Origin of the sequence: Oceanobacillus neutriphilus (genome assembly GCF_014645515.1) — a bacterium.
GTDB classification, from domain to species: Bacteria; Bacillota; Bacilli; order Bacillales; family Amphibacillaceae; genus Oceanobacillus; species Oceanobacillus neutriphilus.
The window spans coordinates 174,526-196,319 of the sequence record NZ_BMLW01000004.1 but is presented as its reverse complement, the minus strand read 5'-3'; the positions used below and the strand labels follow the sequence as shown (position 1 = coordinate 196,319).

Sequence of the window (21,794 nt, the reverse complement as noted above, 5' to 3'; positions counted from 1 at the left end):
CCATGAGCGGTAGTGCAAATACAGCAGAAGGAAACACGCAGAAGCCGAAGAAGAAATGGGAATTTCCACATGTTTTTGCGCTTATGTTTGGCCTGATTATTATTACAGCAATATTGACATATTTTATTCCGGCAGGAGAATATGACCGGGAAACGAAAATCGTTGGTGATCAGGAAAGAACCGTTGTCATTAATGATACATACCATGAAGTGGAAGGCAGCCCGACCGGATTCTTTGAAATTTTTGAAACGGTTCATAAAGGGATGACACAAAGCGCAGATATTATCTTCTTTATATTTATTGTTGGTGGTGCTTTTGGAATTTTAAATGCAACAAAAGCGATTGAAACAGGACTTGCCAATTTATCGATGAAAATGGCGGATAAAGAAATTTATTTGATTCCGGTTATCATGACATTGTTTGCTCTGGGTGGAGGAACGTTTGGAATGTCGGAGGAGACGATTCCATTTATTATGATTCTGGTTCCTTTAGCAATGAAATTAGGTTTTGATTCTCTGACAGGGGCGGCTATGGTTATTATGGGCTCTGGTGCAGGATTTACAGCATCGTTTATGAATCCATTTACGATTGGAGTAGCACAGGGAATTGCTGAGCTTCCAACCTTTTCTGGAATGGCTGTCCGCTTAGTGATGTGGTTTATCTTTGTCGCATTAAGTATTGCTTTTGTTATGATTTATGCGAAAAAGGTAAAGAAAAACCCGGAAAAAAGCTTAATGTATAAAATAGATAAAGAAAGAAACTTTGATGATTCGTTAAGCGGGGAATATACGAAGCTTACTGCCAGACAAGGCATTATTATTGGATTATTAGCAGTTACAATTATTATTCTGGCAATTGGAGTCATTTATTTTAAATGGTTTATTATGGAGATAGCTTCTCTCTTCTTAATTATGGGTGTTATCGCCGGATTTGTCGGAAGGCTTCGTGTGAATGAAATTGCGAATGCCTTTATTGCCGGCTGTAAGGACCTGATTGTCGGGGCATTAGTTGTCGGCTTTGCATATGGAATTCTTGTTGTTTTAGAGGAAAGCAATACGATTGACACGATTCTGTTTGCTGCATCCAGTCTGGTAAGCCAGCTTCCAACTGCTTTTTCCGCAATTGGAATGTACGTATTCCAGAGTCTTCTTAACTTTTTAGTACCATCTGGAAGTGGACAGGCTGCTTTAACCATGCCAATCATGACACCTTTGTCTGATCTTACAGGGGTGAATAGACAGACTGCAGTAATGGCCTTCCAATTGGGGGATGGAATATCCAATGCGATTACACCAACATCCGGGGTTTTAATGGCTTCGTTAGCAATTGCAAAAATTCCCTGGACAACGTGGTTCCGCTGGGTTATTCCATTAATCCTTCTGTTTTATATTGCCGGAGCAATTATTCTTACGATTGTGCATCTGTTTATCTGGACAGTTTAACTGAAATACCAAACAAAAAAATTCCTTTCTGTAATCAGGAAGGAATTTTTTTGTTTGGAGGGAGAAAAGCATGAGATTACCTCTCATTCAATTAATGAAGCTTCCACAAAAGATTAACTCAATATTTTTTAATTATAGCATTTATTTGATTATTTTTACTTTGTGATATCCTCTTAAAATGATGATACTTTTGACCGATATAAAGTTTATGACTATTTATATACATACTAGGAGGATACACGATTGGGACAGAATGAAAAAACAAAATCATTAAGTTTAAGAAATAGGCTAATTGTATCATTTTTAATCATATTATTAGTGCCCAGCATAGCTATCGGGACTATTTCCTATCAAAGTGCAAAATCGAATATAGAAGACAGTATGCTGGATTCTACTCAAAAAAATGTAGAAATTATGCGGCAGACAATTGATCAATTTATGAATGATCAGATGGATAACATTGAATATTTATCAACAGCAATTTCAACAACTGATATTAAAAATAATAATGACGCGGCAACAAGTGAAATTTTAGGGGACATACAAAATGCCAAGGATGTTGCTTTTGAGCAAACCTATGTAGGAACAGAATCAGGAGAATTTATGAATTATCCTACATCCTTTAAAAATCCTCCTGATTATGACCCAAGAGAAAGACCATGGTATCAGCAGGCGATGGAACAAAAAGGAGAAATTATTGTAACAGATCCTTATGTTTCTGCCTCTTCGAATCAAGTGGTGGTTACCATTGCAAAAGCTGCCGCAGATAATAACGGCGTTGTTGCAGTGAACCTGGAACTTGGGAGTCTTACGGATATTATCAATTCAGTCACTATCGGTAAAAATGGCTACTTATTCTTATTGGATGGAGATCATAAATATATTAGTCATCCTGATATGGAAGCTGGAACAGAAGCAGCTGAAGATTTTTTTGATAAATTATATGAATCAGAAACAGGACAATTCAATTACAGCTTCGAAGGTGATCAAAAGCAATTGGCATTTGATACCAGTGAGATAACAGGATGGAAAATTGCGGGGACAATGTTTGATAGTGAGATAGCTGAAAATGTCAGTCCCATTTTAAATACGACTGTATTTGTTATTATTATTGCTCTTATTTTAGGTGCGGTATTAATTGTATTTATCATTCGTTCTATTTCTAAACCTATTAATCACTTAGCTGATGCAAGTAATACAATGAGTCAGGGAGACTTAAGTGTCAGTGTGAATTTAGATCGAAAAGATGAAATAGGGACTTTAGCGCTTTCATTTAATAAAATGCGTGAGAATTTAAATGGCATCATTCAGCAGGTTAGAGATAAATCGAATCATTTAGCTTCTTCTGCAGAGGAACTAAATGCAAGCACGGACCAGAACACATCTGCTACAGAACAAATTTCTGCCTCCATGCAGGAAGCTGCTGAAGGAATGAATAGCCTTAATACGAGCATTACACACAGTTCAAAGCTGGCACAGGAAATGACGGAGTCTATCTATAATATTGAATCCAGTTCCAACCAGGTTTCAGATACGGCAACAGATGCCATGATAGCAGTAAAAGAGGGAAATACGGCGTTAAGTACCACTATTGATCAAATGGAATACATCAAGAAAAATACGTATGAACTGTCTAATAGTATTCAAGGGCTTGGTAACCAGTCCGCTCAGATAAGTAATATTATTGACGTTATCACCGATATATCCGAGCAGACGAATTTACTTGCCTTAAACGCGACGATAGAGGCAGCGAGAGCAGGAGAGCATGGGAAAGGCTTTGCTGTTGTGGCAGATGAAGTCCGGAAATTAGCAGAGAAATCTTCTGATTCTGCGGAACAGATAAAAGACATGATTAAAGCAATTCAAAATGAAACAACGAATACGGTGAATGCCATGAAAGCTGCAACAGATGAAGTAGAAAAAGGAATCAGCATCGCCAATAATGCAGATAAATCGTTCACGAATATAACGGGCTTTGTAGATTCCATAACGAATCAAATCATGCAGGTTAATACTGGAATTCAAGAAATCGCAAGTACAACAAAACATTTTACAAATACATTTGAAGAGGTTGGGTCCATTGGAGAGACTGTGTCGCAGGAAACAGAAAATGTTTCTGCATCTACACAGCAGCAGCTTGCTTCCATGGAAGAGATTGCAAACGCAGCTTTGGGTCTGACAAGGGTTGCAGAAGATTTACAGCAGCTGGTGGAGAATTTCAAGCTGTCTGATCGTTAATAATTTACACATACAGTTAAATGTTGATTGGCAGTCTGTATAAACTTTTTATTTTTAATCGGATAGAGAGGGGAATGATTTCATTTTCTTTCTATCCGACAAAATAACTTTATAAAAGATATCGCAAAAACCTATTTTGATTTAGGCGGAACGGTTGTGGCCGGTACAGATACACCAGGCGGATTTTATACTTTTCCAGGGATGGGGTTACACAGAGAACTTGAGATACTTGTCGAGATTGGACTAACAGAGTCAGAAGCTCTTCAAGCCGCCACAATAAAAGCAGCCAGGTCGATCCATTTAGAGGATGTTGGTTCTATTAATGAAGGAAAAATAGCAGACTTACTATTATTAAATAGCAATCCCATCGAGGATATTAAACATACGAAAGATATTCATTCCATTATTAAAGGCGGTAAACAATATAGACAGGAGGAAATTTTGAGGAAATAGGCAGTTTGTTAAAAATATAACCCAAATAATATAAAATAGAGCCGCCCTGCTTTGGTATGTCAAAGCAGGGCGGCTCTATTCATTTTTTACAAGTTCTATTTACGAAATAGAAGCTTCATAGATAGAATCAACAGCTTTTTTCAGAGCTGTATCAAATTCTTCCTGAGATTGATTTGCATTTAAGTCCTGACTTAATGCTCTGGAGAAGCTGGCGATAAGTCCTTTATTGTCTTTCAGCTTCGCATTTGCATCATTAGTGGAATACCCTCCGGATAATGCAACAACACGGACGACATTTGGATGATCAATTAATTCTCTATATAGATTATTCTTCGTTGGAATAGTTAATTTCAGCATAACCAGCTGATCGGAATTGAGCTGGTTTAAATGCTCCAAGATTTCTGCTTTCAAAATATCTTCACAATCTTCTTTAGAAGGACTGTTAATGTCTACTTCAGGCTCGATAATAGGAACCAGCCCTGCTTCAATAATCTGCTTTCCAATTTCAAATTGCTGGTCGACTACCTTTTTGATGCCTTCACGGTTGTCTTCTTTGATCACAGAGCGCATTTTTGTACCGAAAATGTGACGCTCATTTGCGCGGTCTAATGTTTCTTGTAAATTATCAATCGGCTTCATCAGCTGAACGCCGTCTGCTTCTTCTGCGAGTCCTTTGTCCACTTTCAGGAATGGAACGATGCCTTTTTCTTCAGCGAGATAATCAGCTGTATATTTGCCTTCGATTTCACGATCCATGGTTTGTTCAAAAAGAATGGCACCAATAATCTGATCGGAATTAAAGGAAGGCGATGTAATAATTCTTGTCCGCATTTCGTGGACTAAATCAAACATTTCTTCTTCACCCTGATAAGTATCCTCCGGGATTCCATAGGCAGCTAAGGCCTTTGGTGTACTTCCTCCACTTTGATCCAGTGCTGCGATAAATCCTTTGTCATTTTTCATTTTTTCTAATTGGTTTTGCTGCATCACTTTCACTCCTTTTTTGGTTGAGCCGATATCGGCTTTAAAAACAGTTTGAAGTAACCTACATCTCTTATTGTAGCACTAAATTATGCTGGATTATAGTATTCTGCGTGAAGGAAAGATATTTTCTTTTCTCAGGTGCGAAAGTTGAGTTATTGAGATAAGCTTATCTTTACTTCTAACTTCTTGTAATATACAATTTATAGTAATTAAAAGATGGAATTTAAATAATTTTTACATATTTGAAAATATCTTGATAATCCTGGTAATGGAATGCTGCTCTTCTAAAATATCATATACCTTGAACATGGAAGGTGAATCTATGAATATTACCTATCTGCTCTTTTTTCTCTGTATTGTCGTGTGTACCCTGATTATTACTTATTGGGCAGCGAGACAAAGTAAAACGACGAATCAGTTTTATATTGCTGCCGGCAGCTTAACAGGTACTCAAAATGGGATGGCCATTGCGGGGGATTATATCAGTGCAGCTTCCTTCCTGGGTATTGTCGGCACCATTGCTATTAATGGCTTTGATGGTTTTTTGTATGCAATTGGATTTTTAGTTTCTTATTTAATTGTGTTATTTTTTATTGCTGAACCGGTGCATCGTTTAGGAAAGTATTCTTTAGGAGATGTTATTTGTGCACGTTTTCCAAGCTATAAAATGCGGGGAATAATGGCTGTTGGAGCTTTAATTATCTCCGTTTTTTATATGATCCCGCAATTAGTTGCTGCAGGGTTGTTAATCAGGTTATTGCTTGATATAAATTATTCTGCTTCTGTGTTAATTATAGGATTACTGATGACGATTTATGTTGTTTTTGGAGGGATGTTTGCAACCTCATGGGTACAAATTATTAAAACAGTACTGCTTTTATCCGGTACATTTTTGCTGGCTCTTATCGTATTGTCGCGGTTTAACTGGAGTATTCCAAGTCTTATAGAACAGGTTACAATCGGATCGCCCTTAGGAGATCAATTCTCATTGCCGGGGCATTTGTTTAATAATCCTTTGGAAACGCTTTCTCTTCATCTTGCATTAATACTGGGTACTGCCGGGCTTCCACATATTTTAATCCGGCTTTTTACAGTGCGGAATACGGTGGAAGTACGAAGGTCACTTTTAACAGCGAGCTGGATTATTGGTGCGTTTTATTTAATTGCTCTCATTTTAGGGTTAGGTGCAGTAGCTTTGGTGGGATTTGAAGAACTGGTTATGCTGGACCCGTTTGGGAATTTAGCTGCACCATTACTGGCAGAGAGCCTCGGCGGGGACTTTTTAATGGCATTTATCGCGGCAATAGCATTTACGACCATTGTTGCTGTTGTAGCTGGGTTGGTTATCTCAGCAACGACTGCTTTTTCCCACGATATTTATTATCATATTATTAAAAAAGGGAAAACCTCGGAAAAGCAGCGTGTACGCGCAGCACGCTGGACGGCATTTTTTATCGGCCTTCTATCTACTTTGCTTGCCCTTGGATTACGGCATATGAATGTAACCTTTCTTGTTTCCTTAACATTTATTGTGGCGGCATCCAGTAATTTGCCTGTGCTTTTATTTACCATCTATTGGCGGCGCTTTAACCAGACTGGAGCAATTGCCGGGATGATCTCAGGCTTAACAGTGTCCCTGCTGCTTTTACTTTTGGGACCGCATATCATGAATCCTGATGGCGGTTGGATTGCTGTCAAGCCTTTCATTCCGCTCTATAATCCAGGGATCATTGCGATTCCTGCCGGATTTTTAGGGGCATATCTGGGAACGAAACTGTCGCGGGAAAAAGAAAGTACAATTCCATTTTCATCATTCTATTTTCGTGCGCAAACAGGGATTGATTTAAGGAGAGATCAATCGTGATGAATTTGACAGTCGTTTTATTCGAACGTTTAGGTCTATTATTAGTTATTGCATTTGTTCTGACGCGAAGCCCTGGATTCAGGTCGCTGCTTTACAATGAGTTCAGCTTTAAAATGGCCGGGATTCATGCGTGTGTATTTGGTTTGTTCGGTATTGCCGGCACATTAACCGGAGTAGTGATCGGGAATGACTTTACAGTGGTGAATGAATTTGTCTGGAATGTTAAAGAGGACCAAATGGTGGTAAGCTCCAGCCTGGTGGCTATCGTCATTGCCGGGCTGCTGGGCGGTCCGGCAGTTGGTTTAGGAGCCGGAATTATCGCCGGTACACATTTATTTTTTCTCGGAGGAATTGGTTTCGTGGCCAACAGTCTTGTGAACCCGCTGACCGGGCTGCTCGCCGGATTTACGGCTCGATTTTTTTCACAGGAGCGTGTTATATCACCGATAAAAGCACTGTTTATCGGTATATTTCCTCCTATATTATTGATGCATTTATTACTTATTTTTGATTCGCAAGACAGAACAATGATTGAACTGATTAATGTTATCGGATTGCCTGTTGTCTTGTCTAACAGTATTGCTATTGCTATTTTTACAGCGATGGTGGCTATTGTTCTCAGAGAACAGGAAAATGAAGCAGCATTTGCAACGAGACAGGCATTAACTATTGCTGAGGAGGCATTGCCTTTTCTAAAGGAGGAATCGTTTCAGAATAAGGCAGAAGGAATCGCTGATTTGCTTTATGCACGTTTGAAATTAGCAGCTGTTACAGTGACAGATGAAAAGGAAGTGATGGCCCATAAGGGGTTGGGAGGAGACCATCATAAAATCGGCAATCAGTTAACGACACAAATTTCCAGGCAGGCATTAGTATCAAAGGAAATACTGGTCGCTTATTCTCAAGCAGAAATCCAATGCACGCATAAAAATTGTCCATTGGAAGCCGTAATTATTATTCCGATTTTGGAGGCGCAGCAAACCATTGGGCTGATTAAATTATACTTTCGCAAACCGCAGCATATCCGTCCGGTAGAATTGATGCTGGCGGAGGGGCTTGGTCAACTGATTGCTAATCAATTAAAAACGATTAAAGCAGAGCGGCTTGAACTACATACACGTGATGCAGAGCTAAGCAATCTACAGGCACAAATTAATCCGCACTTTCTATTTAATACACTGCATATGATTGCTGCACTATTTCGTAAAGATCCTGAAAAAGCAAGGCATATAACAGTTCAATTAGCGCAATTTATGCGATTTAATCTGAAGCTTGTGTCGACACAGCTTGTACCGCTTGAAAAGGAAACCGAGCATGTAAAAGCGTATATTGAGATTATCCAGACCCGATTTACGAGCAGACTGCAAATACATTTTATACAGCCGGACGGAATCTCTCACCTGTTAATACCGCCGTCATCGATTCAGCCTTTAGTTGAAAATAGTGTCAGACACGGATTAGAATATGTTTCTGAGGAAGGAAGAATAGATGTGAGAATGGAGCGGGCTGGGGAGCGGATAAAAATAAGTGTCCGGGATAATGGGCAAGGATTTCCCAATCATATTTTACTGCAGGCCGGTGAGACGGTGCTGGCAGAAAAACAGCATGGGGGAACAGGATTATATAATGTCAATCAGCGCTTAATTAATCTGCTTGGCAAAGAAGCACGCTTACACGTACGAAATTTACCTGAAGGCGGTAGTGAAGTATATTTTACCATTCCATATCGTGAACATTAGAAAGGGGGATTTTTATGATGAAAATCCATACTATGGTTGCTGAAGATGAACAATTGGCACGTGAAGAATTAATATATTTATTGGAAAAGGAGAAAGATGTAAAGCTTTTACCGAGTGCGGAGACAGGGGAGCAGCTGGTAAAGCTGTATAAAGAGTATGAGCCTGATGTTATCTTTTTGGATGTGCATATGCCGGGAATGCGTGGAGTAGAGGCAGCGAAGAAAATATTAGAGCTTGTTTATATAGAAACACCATTATTTATTTTTACAACTGCATACGATGATTATGCAGTCGAAGCGTTTGATATAGAAGCAGTTGACTATATGCTGAAGCCATATGATACAGAGAGATTTCAAAAGGCAATGAATCGTCTCCGCAAGCGGATGCAGCAATTGGAGAGTAAAGATACACAGTTATCAAAACAAAGTATCCCTTCATCAAGTAAGCTTTTAATCGACAATGATGACCGGACGATTGTCTTATCTCCTGATGCAATTTATTATGCTGTTCCGCATAAAAGGATGTTAGAGATTCATACCGAGGAGAAGGTGATTTACAGCAGGATGTCATTACAGGAGCTGGAGAAGAAACTCCAAGGTCATGCTTTTTTCAGGACACATCGCAGCTATCTTGTTAATTTAAATCACATACAAGAGATTACACCATGGTTTAATGGAGCAAGCAACATCACACTACAGGATAAAAATCAAACAACGATACCAGTCAGCCGGACAGCTCGAAAGCATCTTTTTGATTTGTTTGGCAGTTAACCATTGATTACAAAATTCCAACCGTTTAAACGTAATTTTAAACCATTGAAACAAATTCGCATACGTACGTATGCCTCTTCCTTTATAATTTAGAAAGCGTTTACAAAAGGGTTAATAAAGGGCTGAAGGAGGAATGCCAGGCTTTAGAAAATAATTATTTCTTTAATGCTTCTTAAAGAAAAGGGAAAAGAAGTGCTGGGAGAATCATAAAGAGAGAAGCTGGTAAGTCGCTTTTTGAACACGTATTTTTAGGAAATGAAAGGTTTTTCTGATGGAAGGATAGCGGTCTAAAAACCTTTCGTTCCGATTTTTCGAGGAGGATGCAGATGGGTGCAGAAAAAGAATATAAGCAGGAACCTGCAAAAGAAATAGATTTTGTACAAGTAACAGAAAGCAGATCCTTTAAAAAATTGATGCACGATCGAAAAAAATTTATTGTACCGTTAACAGTCTTTTTCATGATATTTTATTTCTTACTTCCAATTTTAACCTCTTATACAACATTTTTAAACACACCGGTAATCGGTGATATTTCCTGGGTATGGTTGTTTGCGTTAGCCCAGTTTATTATGACATGGGTTTTATGCACGGTCTATGTAAAGAAAGCAGCTGTCTTTGATAAGCAGGCAGATGAAATTATAAGGGAGATGGAAGAAGGAGGGAAAAGGCAATGAGTGCGACAGTTATTATCCTCTTTCTTGCTATTGTTTTATTGACTTTGGTTATTACGTTTTTTGCTGCTAAAAGGACGCAGACAGCAGGAGATTTTTATACTGCCGGCGGAGGACTTACCGGGATGCAGAATGGCCTGGCAATTGCAGGCGACTATTTATCAGCAGCATCTTTTCTGGGAATTGCAGGTGCCATTGCACTATTTGGGTTTGATGGGTTTTTCTACAGTATCGGATTTTTGATTGCCTATTTAGTTGTTCTGTTCCTTGTAGCTGAACCGTTGCGTAACCTTGGTAAATATACACTGGCTGATATGATTAATTCCCGTTTTGATGCCCGGAAGGTTCGGGGAGCAGCGGCATTGAATACGATAACAATCAGTACGTTTTATATGATTGCCCAGCTCGTAGGAGCGGGAGCCTTGATTCAGCTGTTATTTGGTATTAAATATTGGATGGCTGTTTTAATTGTTGGTGTGATGATGACGATTTACGTTTTATTTGGCGGAATGATTGCAACGAGCTGGGTACAAATTGTAAAAGCTGTTCTTCTGATGGCCGGTATGGTCATTATGACATTTCTCGTCTTATTAAAGTTTAATTTTAATATTGGACAAATGTTTACAGACGTGAAATCAGTTACAGCTCATGGAGAAGCATATTTAATGCCTGGGCTGCAATATACAGAACCACTCGGAACTATATCACTTATGTTAGCTTTAGTACTTGGAACGGCTGGATTACCGCATATTCTAATGCGCTTTTTCACTGTCCGGGATGCAAAAACAGCAAGAAGCTCTGTAGTTGTCGCAACATGGGTGATTGGAATATTTTATGTCCTGACACTATTCTTAGGTTTTGGCGCAGCTGCATTTGTAGGCCATGATACTATTATTGCGGCAAATCCGGGCGGCAATATGGCTGCACCATTACTTGCGCAGGCTGTTGGTGGCGACATCCTGTTTGCTTTTATCTCCGCAGTTGCTTTTGCAACGATCTTAGCTGTAGTGGCAGGGCTTGTGCTTTCCGGCGCCTCCGCATTTGCCCATGATTTATATGGCCAAATTATTAAAAAAGGAAATGTGACAGAGAGGGAACAAGTGAAAGCGGCGCGTTACGCATCATTGGCTGTGTCTGTTTTGTCCATTGTCTTAGCGTTATTTGCCCAATATTTAAACGTAGCATTCCTTGTGTCGCTGGCCTTTTGTATTGCGGCAAGTGCCAATTTACCAGTTATTCTTTACACAGTTTATTGGAAAAGATTTAATACTACAGGAGCAGTAACAGCGATGCTGACTGGATTATTATCTGCATTAATTCTTGTGTCGATTAGTCCGAGTGTTTTCTCTCCAATTGAAGGCGCTGCATTATTTGTAGGGGAGCCAATCTTCTCTCTAACCAATCCGGCACTTGTATCTGTTCCGCTTGGATTCCTGGGAGGATATGTAGGAACACTCTTATCGAAGGAAAAGGATATCAAACGTTATGCAGAAGTAAAGGTCAAAGCGAATACAGGGTATAAGAGCAGTGGTGTCAGTCACTAGAGAAAGCAAAGAAACGCCTGCAAAGATTTGTATGCAGGCGTTTTTGTATATTTTTTTCAAGAAACAACATGGAATTGCAGTATTTTTTAATCAAACCATTAGAGTATCCGAATTTTAAACATCGTGCCTTTCCCAACCTCACTCTTCATATCCACTTTGCCGCCATGCGCCTGAATAATATCTCTGGAGATAGCCAGTCCAAGACCTGTGCCTCGTGATGTGGTATTGGTCCCCCGATAATAACGGTCAAAAATTTGTGCCTGCTCTTCTTTTTTAATACCTCTTCCATTATCACGGATAATAATGCCGTTTTCTGTTACTTCTACTGTCACTTTTACATCGTCATCATTATGGATTAGGGCATTTAAAATAAAATTTAATAAGGCTCTTTTCATTAAATGCTGGTCTATCTCCCAGGTTAACTCAGGTGCATTGCTGCTGAAGTCAATTTCATGTGTTTGAAATTGCGGATCATTCAATAAATCAATAATTATTTTTCTGACAAAGCCTTCTACTCGAGTCTTCTGAAGGTTAAGCGACATATCCTGATTTCTGAGGCGCATAGTCAGGTTAAAATCATCGAGCAGCTCTTTCATATAAAGTGATTGCCGCTCAATAACCCCGGCATACTCCAATCTTTCCTCTGGAGAAATTTCGTCATTGCGCAGCAGTTCTGCATAACCGCGGATAGATGCGAGCGGTGTTTTAATATCATGAGAAACATTGCTGATCCATTCATTGCGCATTTGCTCCAGTTTCTGCCGTTCATTCTCGTGTGCCTGCAGGGTTTCAGATACGTCATTTAAGTTGGCAAATACACGTTTGAACACTCCTGGCCGTTTCATTTTTTTCGGCTGAAACTTTCTTTCCTTCAGCTCGCTGATACGTTCGATTATTCGCGAGACCGGCTTAGTCAGCACAGTACTGAACAGAAATCCGACAATAAAGGCGATAATTAAGTCAACGATAACAATTGCGCCTAAAAACTGGGAAACATACGTAAAAACCTGCTGCGGATCAGCCATAATGATTGTCCTTTGCTGCTTGGACTCTGGAACACCGACGATATAGCTGTAACCCTCATATTCTCCGATAAAATAGGTGTTAAAATCATTATCCATATATTTGTATTTATGAACTAATTCTACAGGTGTATAATGTGTGGCAGCACTTTCTGGTGCGTATTCATCTGAGATAACATTCCCGTTTTCATCTAATATCTGCAGCCAGGCTCCAAAGCGGGTCAGCGCATCCTTTCCTTCTTCTGAGACAACAGGTTCACCGTCTTCGATTGACAAATTTTTATAAAAGGCGCGAGTAAAGTTTTCCCCTGTATCATGTATAATATCTTCCGGATCCTCATTATGCTGGGAAAGTAATAACGCGATTAGAATAACTGTATTAACAATACTGACGATAAAGACAATACTGAGAATGGAAATAAGATAGCGGATAGTCAGTTTCCATTTCATGATGTATTTGCTCCTTTTTCAAAATCAAAAATGTAAAAAATGAATCCCCGTACCAGGGCATAAAATCTTAAGGGTTAAAACGATATCCCAGTCCTTTTACTGTAACAATATAAGCAGGAGCTGACGGGTTTTCTTCAATTTTTTCCCGCAGTCTGCGGATATGCACCATTAATGTGTTATCTGCTCCGTAAAATTCTTCACCCCATACGGTTTCAAATAAGGTTTCCTTACTTAAAATATGCTTTGGATTGCGCATAAAGCATGCCATTAATCCTACCTCTTTAGCTGTCAGCTCCAGAACCTCGCCATCCTTGCTTATTTCCGTTTCATCACTGTTGATTGTAAAGACACCAATATTTTTATCTGCCTTGGCCGGTGCATGAGAGCTTGCTGCTTCCATTGTGTAAATCCCTGCCCGGCGCAGCTGTGCTTTGACACGATAAGCCATCTCTTTTGGGCTGAATGGTTTGGTAATATAGTCATCTCCGCCAATAGCAAGTCCGAGTATTTTATCTATTTCATCTGATTTAGCGGATAAAAATAGAATAGGAATACGAGATGTTTCACGGATTTTCCGGCATAAATCATAGCCCTCTCCATCTGGAAGCATTACATCTAATATTGCCAAATCCGGTTCAAATTTAGTGAATTGCTGCCAGCCTTCTTTGATAGACCCAGCTGTGGCAATTTCAGTCAGCCCCTCTTTTTGAAGAGCTGTTTTCATTAATTGACATAAATCCTGTTCATCATCAACAATTAATATTTTTGGTTTTTCCATTAAAGTCCACACCTTTCATCATTTATATATCAAGTAAATTTGTATTTAGAGCAATATCATTGGGTGTAAGATTCCTGCATCAAAAAATAATGAAGCTTTCTTTTATTATTGGTTAAAACGCTGAATTATTTCTATAATAACAGGAATTTGTAAACTATGAGCGAGATTTAAACATTTTGTAAGGTTGTATTGATGGCTGTTTAAGGATGGGGGTCTATAGTAAAGGTATAGAAAGTTTACAAGATATATAAGGAGTGCAAAAATAATGGAACATTTATTAAAAGTAAATGATGTTGAAAAAATATATGGGAAAGGCGCAAATACATTCCAAGCGCTGAAGGATATCTCCTTTACAATCGATCACGGTGAATTTGTCGGGGTAATGGGACCATCTGGTGCAGGGAAATCGACGCTTCTTAATGTGTTGGCAACGATTGATACTCCAACAAAAGGTGATATTTATGTGGAGGAAGACAATATCGCCAAGATGAAAGAAGATAAGTTGGCAGATTTTCGCCGGGATCACTTAGGATTTATTTTTCAGGATTATAATTTATTAGATTCTTTAACAGTGCGCGAAAATATTCTTCTGCCGCTGGCTATTGCTAAAAAGCCGGCGAAGGAAATTGAAGAAAAGGTAAACACTATTTCCAAAACGTTTGGAATAGAGGATTTATTAGATAAGTACCCATACCAGATTTCTGGCGGTCAAAAGCAGCGTACTGCTTCCTGCAGGGCACTTGTATCGAATCCAAAGCTTATTTTTGCTGATGAACCGACAGGAGCATTAGATTCTAAATCAGCTACTGATTTATTAGAAAGCTTAAGCGGCCTGAATAAAGAGCATGAAACAACGATTATGATGGTAACACATGATGCTTATGCAGCAAGCTTTTGCAGACGTATCCTGTTTATAAAAGATGGAGGTCTGTCGCAGGAGCTTATCCGCGGTACATGTACAAGGAAGGAATTTTTCCAGATGATACTAGATGAATTGGCAGAAGTAGGCGGTGACGGGAATGACCTTGTTTGAGTTAGCATTAAAAAATATTCGCAGAAATATGAAGAGCTATGGACTGTATGTCGGCTCCACGGTTTTCTCAATTATTATTTATTTTACCTTTGCGATGTTAAAGCATAGTGATGATATCAGCGGGTTAGCAGAAACATCGAAACAAATGCAGGCAGTGATGAGTGCCTCGGCCTTTGTACTGATGATTTTTGTAGCAATTTTTATTCTGTACTCTAATTCCTTTTTTATGAAAAAAAGGAAGAAAGAAGTTGCTCTCTATTCTTTGCTTGGCGTACGCAAACGGTCTATCGGCTTTTTATTATTCTTTGAGAATATTGTAATTGGGCTGGTTGCTTTAGTTGTGGGTGTGGGATTAGGATTCTTGTTGTCTCAGGCTCTATTGTCCCTTTTATTAAAGTTAATGGGATTATCTCTTTCTGTCGGTTTTGCGTTTTCGATGCAGGCAGTTATTGAGACCGTGGTTGTTTTCTTCGTTATTTTCTTAGTTACCTCTTTGCTGGGGTATCGGGTTATTTATAGATTTAAACTGATTGATTTATTCCATGCTGAGAAACAAGGAGAAGCGCAGCCGAAAGCACGCACCATTTCTGCGTTAATTGGCGTACTTGCTTTAGCTGGAGCTTATTGGCTGGCGCTTCAGGATTTAATAAGCTCTCCAGCTTGGCGGATTCTAGGCTTGGCAATGCCGCTTGTGATTATTGGCTTAACGATTTTAGGTTCCTATCTTTTATTTAGCAGTGTGCTTGTTTATGTTTTAAACCTATTGAAAAAGAGTAAAAAGTGGTCTTGGAGAGGACTTAATCTGATGACTTCCTCCCAGCTCCTTTACCGGATTCGCGGGAATGCAAAAACATTAACCATTATTGCAACGCTGAGTGCGACAACCCTTACAGCTGGTGGAGCGATATTTGGAACGTACTATAATACAGAAAAAAGTGTAGAAGAAATGGTCCCTTTCTCGTTTATGTGGGAAGGAGAAGCACAGGATATTGATGCGGATATAGTAGAGGATGAGGTTAGCTTCGAGGCGAAGGATGTTACCGTACCAGGAGAATCATATGACCAGTCTTATTATGTCATTGACGAAAAAACATTTATGAAATTGGCAGAAGCGCTCGGCTGGGATGTAGAAAATGTCGATTTAACAAAAGATGAAGTAATTATGACGGATCCCTACTATGATGAACGATGGGAAGACAAAGCAGAAACGGTTGAAATAGGTGATGATGTAAAAACAGTAGATGCGTTTTATGAGGAACCATTATTCAATCAGCTTACCTTGCCAGGGCCGGTGCTAGTTATGGATAATGTATCATATCAAGAGCTGGAAGGAGAAAATACTGCTTACCAGGCCGTACAAATAGCTGATTATAAGAATCATTTAGATCTTTCAAAAGAGCTGGAAGCAAAAACAAAGGAATTTTCCAGTGCCGTTCAAAGTTATCAGGATTCTATTGAAGCCTCAGGAGCTATGTTATTTGTCGGCAGCTTTTTGGGATTAGTGTTCTTGGTGGCTACAGGCAGTATCATCTTCTTTAAAATGATGACAGAAGCAGAAGAAGATAAAGATAAGTATGCTGTTTTATATAAAATTGGTGTATCCAAAAAAGAAATGAAAAAAACAGTCCGTTATCAGGTTGGTCTCATTTTCCTGGCGCCGCTTATATTAGGGTTGATGCACGGAACGGTTGCTTTAATGGCATTTTCTAATCTATTGCAAATGAACCTGTGGGAGCCGGTTATTATTTGGATGGCGGCTTACACAATGATTTATATTTTATACTACGTGATTACAGTCCGGGGATTTAATAAAACAATTACTCAGACTGTCACACAGGAGGGTTAAAATGAAGAAAATAGTAGCTTTGGTGATTGGTGTAGTAGTCTTATTCGTGGCTGCTGTGGTTGTTTTGATGACAGTAGACTTTAACAGAGCAGGAAAAGATAATGTTTATGTACAGGTTGGCGAACCAGCGAACACAGAGGAAGATAAACTGGACACAGGAGAAGTAGTGAGCACTTATTGGTATGAGCTGCCTGCTTATACAGAGGCCGGAGAAGAAATTCAAGTTAAATTCTCTGCACAAAAGGAATTGCGTCAGGGAGCATATCTCATGCTCTATGTGAATAAGGATGATGAAGTTTCTTCGTATGATGAAGTGAAAGAAGAGGACTTGCCAGCTGCTGTGAAAGAAGCGCTGTAAATAATGAAAAAGTATTATAATTTCCAATGAAATTATAATACTTTTTCGCTTTACATATTACAAAATTATAGTGGTGCATTTGGTAGGCTGAATAATCAAAGCCGCAATTTATAAATAGCAGTTTCGAACTAAACTCTATTATGACAGTTATCGACATGGAATAGCATAGGAAGATATGATAAAATAAAAATACATGAGGTGATACGAATGAATCATAATTTTGACCATAATCGCGAAATGTTACACAAGTTAATTAATGACCTCCCAAAAGAAGACTTGCCAAAGGCCACTGAGATATTTGAAAAAATGGTCGGCAAAGAAACCATGAGTGATGAAGAAAAAAAGAATTGAATATCGCCCGAAAAGAAATTGAAAATGGTGAATCATATTCTTTCGATGAAGTGTTTGGGGAGATGGAAAAATAATGTACAGTATTATTTTTTCTAAACAAGCTAAGAAATTTATTGATAAACAGGATAGAGTCTCCAAGAAAAGACTAAGAAATGCTATACTATATTGGAACTGTCAGAGAATCCCTATAGGTTAAAAGATGTTAAGAAATTAAAAGGAGACAGTGCTTATAGAAAAAGAGTCGGTGATTTTAGAATGATTTTTGATATCATCGATCAGAAGCTTGTGATAAATGTATTAAAAGTTGATAATAGAGGTCAAGTTTATAAAAAATAGCCTCTTTATTTTCTGTTTTAATTAATTCATTGTTTAAAAATATGGTATATCATTTTTGGTGAAAAAGGATATAACCTGCCCCTTTCTCAACTCTTGTTCCCTTCATTTGCAATACCCCCTTTGTGTTGGTTACCAATATTGTTCGCAGGATAGAGTTATTTTTTCTGCTTTAAAAGATAACATTAGTGTAAAAGCTTTTCAAATCCTTCAATAGCAATTCTTCTAATATTATCAAAATCGTTCTTTACGTAATTTAAGAAAGCCTTTATGCTTAACAATAGATAATGAAAGTGGGTTTAAAGGAGAAGATTTTATATGAAACCTAAAATCCAGGATGTCGCGAAGGTAGCTGGAGTTTCCCCGACAACGGTTTCCCGTGTATTGAATGACAGAGGGTATATCAGCAGCAAAACGAAAGAAAAAGTATTTGCAGCAATGAAGGAAATTAATTATGTCCCTAATGACCTTGCGCGTTCTTTGTATAATAAGCGCAGTTATTTAATCGGTGTGATTGTTCCTTCCACCAGCAATCCTTTTTTTGGAGAATTAGTTGCCCATATTGAGAATATTTGTGATGAAAGAGGCTATAAAGTTCTGCTTTGCAATAGTCTTCATGAAGCAGATAAAGAGAAGAAATATTGGGAAATGTTGCGCCGCAACCAGGTAGATGGGGTGATCGTAGTCACTTATAATCGCGGATTAGTGGATAAGAAGCAGCAATTTCCTGCAGTGGCAATTGACCATTATTTATCGGAGAATATTCATGTTGTCAGCTCAGACAACTTTCAAGGCGGAGAAATGGCGAGCAGAGAGCTGATAGAAGCTGGATGCAAAAAAATTATTCACATTAACGGGGACGCCAGTTTGGAAACACCGGCAAATAACAGACAATACGCATATGAAAAAGTGATGCAGGAGTCTGGCAGAGCGCCGGAAACCTATCATGTTCCCGATGTTGCTTATTTAGAAAGTAATATTGATATTATAAAGCAGCTGTTCGAGGACCATCCGGATGTAGATGGTATTTTTGCAAGTGACGATTTGCTGGCTGTTCGTACAATGCAATATGCGAAGAGGTCAGGATACCGTGTACCGGAGGATTTAAAAATTATTGGTTATGATGGAACAGCTCTAATGCGTTCCCTTTACCCTGATCTGACGACTATTATCCAGCCGACATATCAGATTGCAGAAAATGCTGTGGATACATTAATTCAGGAAATAGACGGGGATCCGCAAGCGGAAAAAGAAAAAACATTCCCGGTCACAATTTGGAGAGGGGAAACAACAGGGCTGGTAACTTGAAGAATTATTGGTTATCCATCTATATAAGGTGAATTTAAAAAAAGATAGAATAGCACCTTATTAAGGAAATCTGCTATAATAATCGAATGATACTAGACGTAAGGAGTGATATCAAAGATGATAGGAGCAATTGAAGCAGGTGGAACAAAGTTTGTATGTGCAGTAGGTAATGCGGATGGAACGATTTTAGACCAGACTGCTTTTCCGACAACAACACCTGAAGAGACATTGGCAAAAGTGGAAGAATTCTTTTCAAATCACACGATAGAAAAATTAGGAGTAGGAGCTTTTGGGCCAATCAATTTGCGTACAGGCAGTGAAAATTATGGTGCAATTGAAAATACTCCAAAGATTCCCTGGCGTTATTATCCGCTTGTAGCAGAGCTTGAAAAACGTTTTAATGTACCGGTAGCAATTAATACCGATGTGGTTGCTTCTTGTATGGGAGAATATGAATATGGTATTGGAAAAGATGTGTCCAGCTGCCTTTACATAACAGTAGGGACAGGTATTGGAGCTGGACTTGTTCAGAACGGAAAACCGTTTCAGGGAAAAAACCATTCAGAGATGGGACATGTTTTATTAAAAAAACATCCGGAAGATGCTTTTGAAGGAGCATGTCCAAGTCATGGCTCCTGCTTAGAAGGGTTAGCTGCAGGACCGGCAATTGAAGCCCGTTATGGCCAAAAGGGAGCAGACTTGGCTGATCAGGATCATGTATGGGAGTTAGAAGCATATTATCTTGCCCAGGCAATAATGGACTATTTTGTTATACTTTCTCCAGAAAAAATCATTCTAGGAGGAGGAGTAATGAAGCAGGAAAAGCTCTACCCGATGATCCGGGAGAAATTTATGGAATTGTTGAATGGTTACATGGAAGTAGACAATGTAGATGAATTGATTGTTGCTCCAGGATTAAATGATGAGCAAGGTGTCAAAGGCTGTATAGCTTTAGCGGTAAAAGAATAATTTTTAAGCAGAGATGAATCAAAGGCAGAAGCTGCCGCCTGATTCATCTCTTTTTTATCAGGCTAAAAAATAATTTATAAAAATTTATGTCAACCGGTTGACATATTGATAAAAATATAAGATGATAGTACGTAGAAATTACTGATACCGTTTTCAATGGTTTTCATAAATATAGAATAATTTTAAGAGAGGAAGATTTCAATGCTATATCAAGAAAAACATCGTCCGCAGCTTCATTTCACACCAAAGGAAAACTGGATTAATGACCCGAACGGCCTTGTTTATTATGAGGGAGAGTATCATTTATTTTATCAACGAAACCCGCATGCTAGTGATCATGCAGATATGCACTGGGGACATGCAACAAGCACAGACCTGTATCATTGGGAAGAACATGGGATTGCGTTAGCTCCAGATGAATTAGGAACAATATTCTCGGGATCAGCGGTAGTAGATAAAGATAATACAAGCGGCTTGTTTGAAAACGTTTCCGGCGGATTAGTTGCAATATTTACACATGATGGCAAGAGCCAGCAGCAAAGTATCGCCTACAGCGAAGATAAAGGAAGAACATGGATAAAGTATGAAGGGAACCCGGTTATTCCAAATACAAAAATAAAGGATTTTCGTGATCCAAAGGTTTCCTGGCATGAAGACAGTAAGCAATGGATAATGGTATTAGCATGTGGAGACCATATTCAGTTTTATGGTTCACCTAATTTAATTGATTGGACATATTTGTCATCATTTGGAAAAGAATACCCTTCTCATATCGGAGTTTGGGAATGTCCGGACCTGCTTTATTTACCAGTAGAGAACAGCTCTAAAAAGGAATGGGTTCTTATTGTAAGTATTAATGCCGATGGCCCTAATGGCGGTTCAGCCGTTTATTACTTTACAGGAAGCTTTGATGGAAAAGAATTTCATCCGAATGAAAAACCGGAGGATGCCTTAAAATGGGCAGATACAGGGAAAGATTTTTACGCAGCAGTCAGCTGGGATAATACAGAAGACACATACTGGATTGGCTGGATGAATAATTGGCAGTATGCAGGGGTTGTTCCTGTATCTCCTTGGCGCAGTGCAATGAGTCTGGTACGGAAGATGTCTTTAAATAAAATAGGTGGAGATCTTTTCTTAAAGCAAGAACCGATTATCACAGATAACAATAAAGAAGAGAAATCTTATCAGAATATAGACATCCAGAATGATACGGCAAAAAGCTATGAAATTAGCGACACCGGACAAGTAGATTTACAGATTTCAAAAGCGTCAGCCAGCATGGAATGGGGCGTGAAATTTGTTACAGATCAAGATGAAGTATTCAGTTTAGAAGTGAATAAAGCGGAAGACACATATACGTTCTACCGTACAGAAGGATTAATTGACTTTTCAGAGGATTTCCCGGAAAAAATAAAAGGCAGCTTACATGGCCTGGATATTCAGGAACTGAAAGTGATTATTGACAGATCGTCCGTGGAGGTATTCTTAAATAATGGATTAAGTGTATCTACAAATCTGATTTATCCAGAAGGAACAGTAGGGCAGATGGAAATATTTACAGTAGATGAAGCATTGCAAATAGAAAATATAACATGTACAAGCCTGGATTCTATTTGGAAATAATAATGGCTGGGCAGA

General features: G+C 38.8%; 19 protein-coding genes. 16 read left to right on the top strand and 3 right to left on the bottom strand.

The window, feature by feature from the left end:
* Window positions 1-2: 2 nt before the first annotated feature.
* From IEX29_RS08225 to IEX29_RS08215, 3 genes are all read left to right on the top strand, one after another.
* Window positions 3-1,442 carry a YfcC family protein gene (locus tag IEX29_RS08225; RefSeq protein ID WP_188733982.1) on the top strand — a complete coding sequence of 480 codons (1,440 nt, stop codon included), beginning with the start codon at window positions 3-5 and terminating at the stop codon, window positions 1,440-1,442.
* 243 nt (window positions 1,443-1,685) lie between these two features.
* Window positions 1,686-3,680, top strand: coding sequence for a methyl-accepting chemotaxis protein (locus IEX29_RS08220; protein WP_188733981.1), 1,995 nt, complete (start codon window positions 1,686-1,688; stop codon window positions 3,678-3,680).
* Between the two features lie 93 nt (window positions 3,681-3,773).
* Window positions 3,774-4,133, top strand: coding sequence for an amidohydrolase family protein (locus tag IEX29_RS08215; RefSeq protein ID WP_373290659.1), 360 nt, complete (start codon window positions 3,774-3,776; stop codon window positions 4,131-4,133).
* A gap of 99 nt (window positions 4,134-4,232) precedes the next feature.
* On the opposite strand, the gene IEX29_RS08210 is transcribed toward IEX29_RS08215, so the two are convergent.
* Window positions 4,233-5,120: a fructose bisphosphate aldolase gene (locus IEX29_RS08210; RefSeq protein ID WP_188733979.1), complete on the bottom strand. Its 888-nt coding sequence runs from the start codon at window positions 5,118-5,120 to the stop codon at window positions 4,233-4,235.
* A gap of 319 nt (window positions 5,121-5,439) precedes the next feature.
* Here IEX29_RS08210 and IEX29_RS08205 point away from each other — a divergent pair, with 319 nt between their 5' ends.
* The 5 genes from IEX29_RS08205 to IEX29_RS08185 all read left to right on the top strand — a co-directional run bounded on the left by IEX29_RS08205 (window position 5,440) and on the right by IEX29_RS08185 (window position 11,705).
* Window positions 5,440-6,981 (top strand): solute symporter family protein, encoded by a 1,542-nt coding sequence (locus IEX29_RS08205; RefSeq protein WP_229720150.1) that lies wholly within the window; start codon window positions 5,440-5,442, stop codon window positions 6,979-6,981.
* A complete protein-coding gene (locus tag IEX29_RS08200; RefSeq protein ID WP_188734131.1) occupies window positions 6,981-8,720 on the top strand; it encodes a LytS/YhcK type 5TM receptor domain-containing protein in 1,740 nt (579 codons plus the stop codon). The genes IEX29_RS08205 and IEX29_RS08200 overlap by 1 nt, the downstream gene beginning before the upstream one ends.
* Window positions 8,721-8,734: 14 nt before the next feature.
* The gene (locus IEX29_RS08195) at window positions 8,735-9,490 is read left to right on the top strand and encodes a LytR/AlgR family response regulator transcription factor (protein ID WP_308423630.1); all 756 of its coding nucleotides are present in this window, start codon (window positions 8,735-8,737) and stop codon (window positions 9,488-9,490) included.
* A 326-nt stretch (window positions 9,491-9,816) separates the two neighbouring features.
* Window positions 9,817-10,164 (top strand): DUF485 domain-containing protein, encoded by a 348-nt coding sequence (locus tag IEX29_RS08190; RefSeq protein ID WP_373290655.1) that lies wholly within the window; start codon window positions 9,817-9,819, stop codon window positions 10,162-10,164.
* Entirely contained in the window at window positions 10,161-11,705 is a 1,545-nt protein-coding gene (locus tag IEX29_RS08185) for a solute symporter family protein (protein WP_188733977.1), read from the top strand. The genes IEX29_RS08190 and IEX29_RS08185 overlap by 4 nt, the downstream gene beginning before the upstream one ends.
* Window positions 11,706-11,803: 98 nt before the next feature.
* Here the strand turns inward: IEX29_RS08185 and IEX29_RS08180 are convergent, their stop codons facing one another.
* Together IEX29_RS08180 and IEX29_RS08175 are read right to left on the bottom strand one after the other, a co-directional pair.
* Entirely contained in the window at window positions 11,804-13,177 is a 1,374-nt protein-coding gene (locus IEX29_RS08180) for a sensor histidine kinase (RefSeq protein WP_188733976.1), read from the bottom strand.
* A 67-nt stretch (window positions 13,178-13,244) separates the two neighbouring features.
* Window positions 13,245-13,955, bottom strand: a complete 711-nt coding sequence (locus IEX29_RS08175) for a response regulator transcription factor (RefSeq protein WP_188733975.1) — start codon at window positions 13,953-13,955, stop codon at window positions 13,245-13,247.
* A gap of 265 nt (window positions 13,956-14,220) precedes the next feature.
* On the opposite strand from IEX29_RS08175, the gene IEX29_RS08170 reads away from it, so the two are divergent.
* From IEX29_RS08170 to IEX29_RS08135, 8 genes are all read left to right on the top strand, one after another.
* Entirely contained in the window at window positions 14,221-14,988 is a 768-nt protein-coding gene (locus IEX29_RS08170) for an ABC transporter ATP-binding protein (protein ID WP_188733974.1), read from the top strand.
* On the top strand, window positions 14,975-16,834 hold the full coding sequence (locus tag IEX29_RS08165) for an FtsX-like permease family protein (protein WP_188733973.1): 1,860 nt from the start codon (window positions 14,975-14,977) through the stop codon (window positions 16,832-16,834). The genes IEX29_RS08170 and IEX29_RS08165 overlap by 14 nt, the downstream gene beginning before the upstream one ends.
* A gap of 1 nt (window position 16,835) precedes the next feature.
* Window positions 16,836-17,192 carry a YxeA family protein gene (locus tag IEX29_RS08160; RefSeq protein ID WP_188733972.1) on the top strand — a complete coding sequence of 119 codons (357 nt, stop codon included), beginning with the start codon at window positions 16,836-16,838 and terminating at the stop codon, window positions 17,190-17,192.
* 207 nt (window positions 17,193-17,399) lie between these two features.
* Window positions 17,400-17,543 (top strand): hypothetical protein, encoded by a 144-nt coding sequence (locus IEX29_RS08155; RefSeq protein WP_188733971.1) that lies wholly within the window; start codon window positions 17,400-17,402, stop codon window positions 17,541-17,543.
* A 165-nt stretch (window positions 17,544-17,708) separates the two neighbouring features.
* Complete coding sequence (locus IEX29_RS27220; protein ID WP_188733970.1) at window positions 17,709-17,879, top strand: type II toxin-antitoxin system RelE family toxin; 171 nt, start codon at window positions 17,709-17,711, stop codon at window positions 17,877-17,879.
* Window positions 17,880-18,194: 315 nt separating this feature from the next.
* Window positions 18,195-19,184, top strand: a complete 990-nt coding sequence (locus IEX29_RS08145; RefSeq protein WP_188733969.1) for a LacI family DNA-binding transcriptional regulator — start codon at window positions 18,195-18,197, stop codon at window positions 19,182-19,184.
* A gap of 117 nt (window positions 19,185-19,301) precedes the next feature.
* Window positions 19,302-20,153: an ROK family protein gene (locus IEX29_RS08140; protein ID WP_188733968.1), complete on the top strand. Its 852-nt coding sequence runs from the start codon at window positions 19,302-19,304 to the stop codon at window positions 20,151-20,153.
* Window positions 20,154-20,354: 201 nt separating this feature from the next.
* Window positions 20,355-21,779 carry a glycoside hydrolase family 32 protein gene (locus IEX29_RS08135; RefSeq protein WP_188733967.1) on the top strand — a complete coding sequence of 475 codons (1,425 nt, stop codon included), beginning with the start codon at window positions 20,355-20,357 and terminating at the stop codon, window positions 21,777-21,779.
* Window positions 21,780-21,794 lie beyond the last annotated feature (15 nt).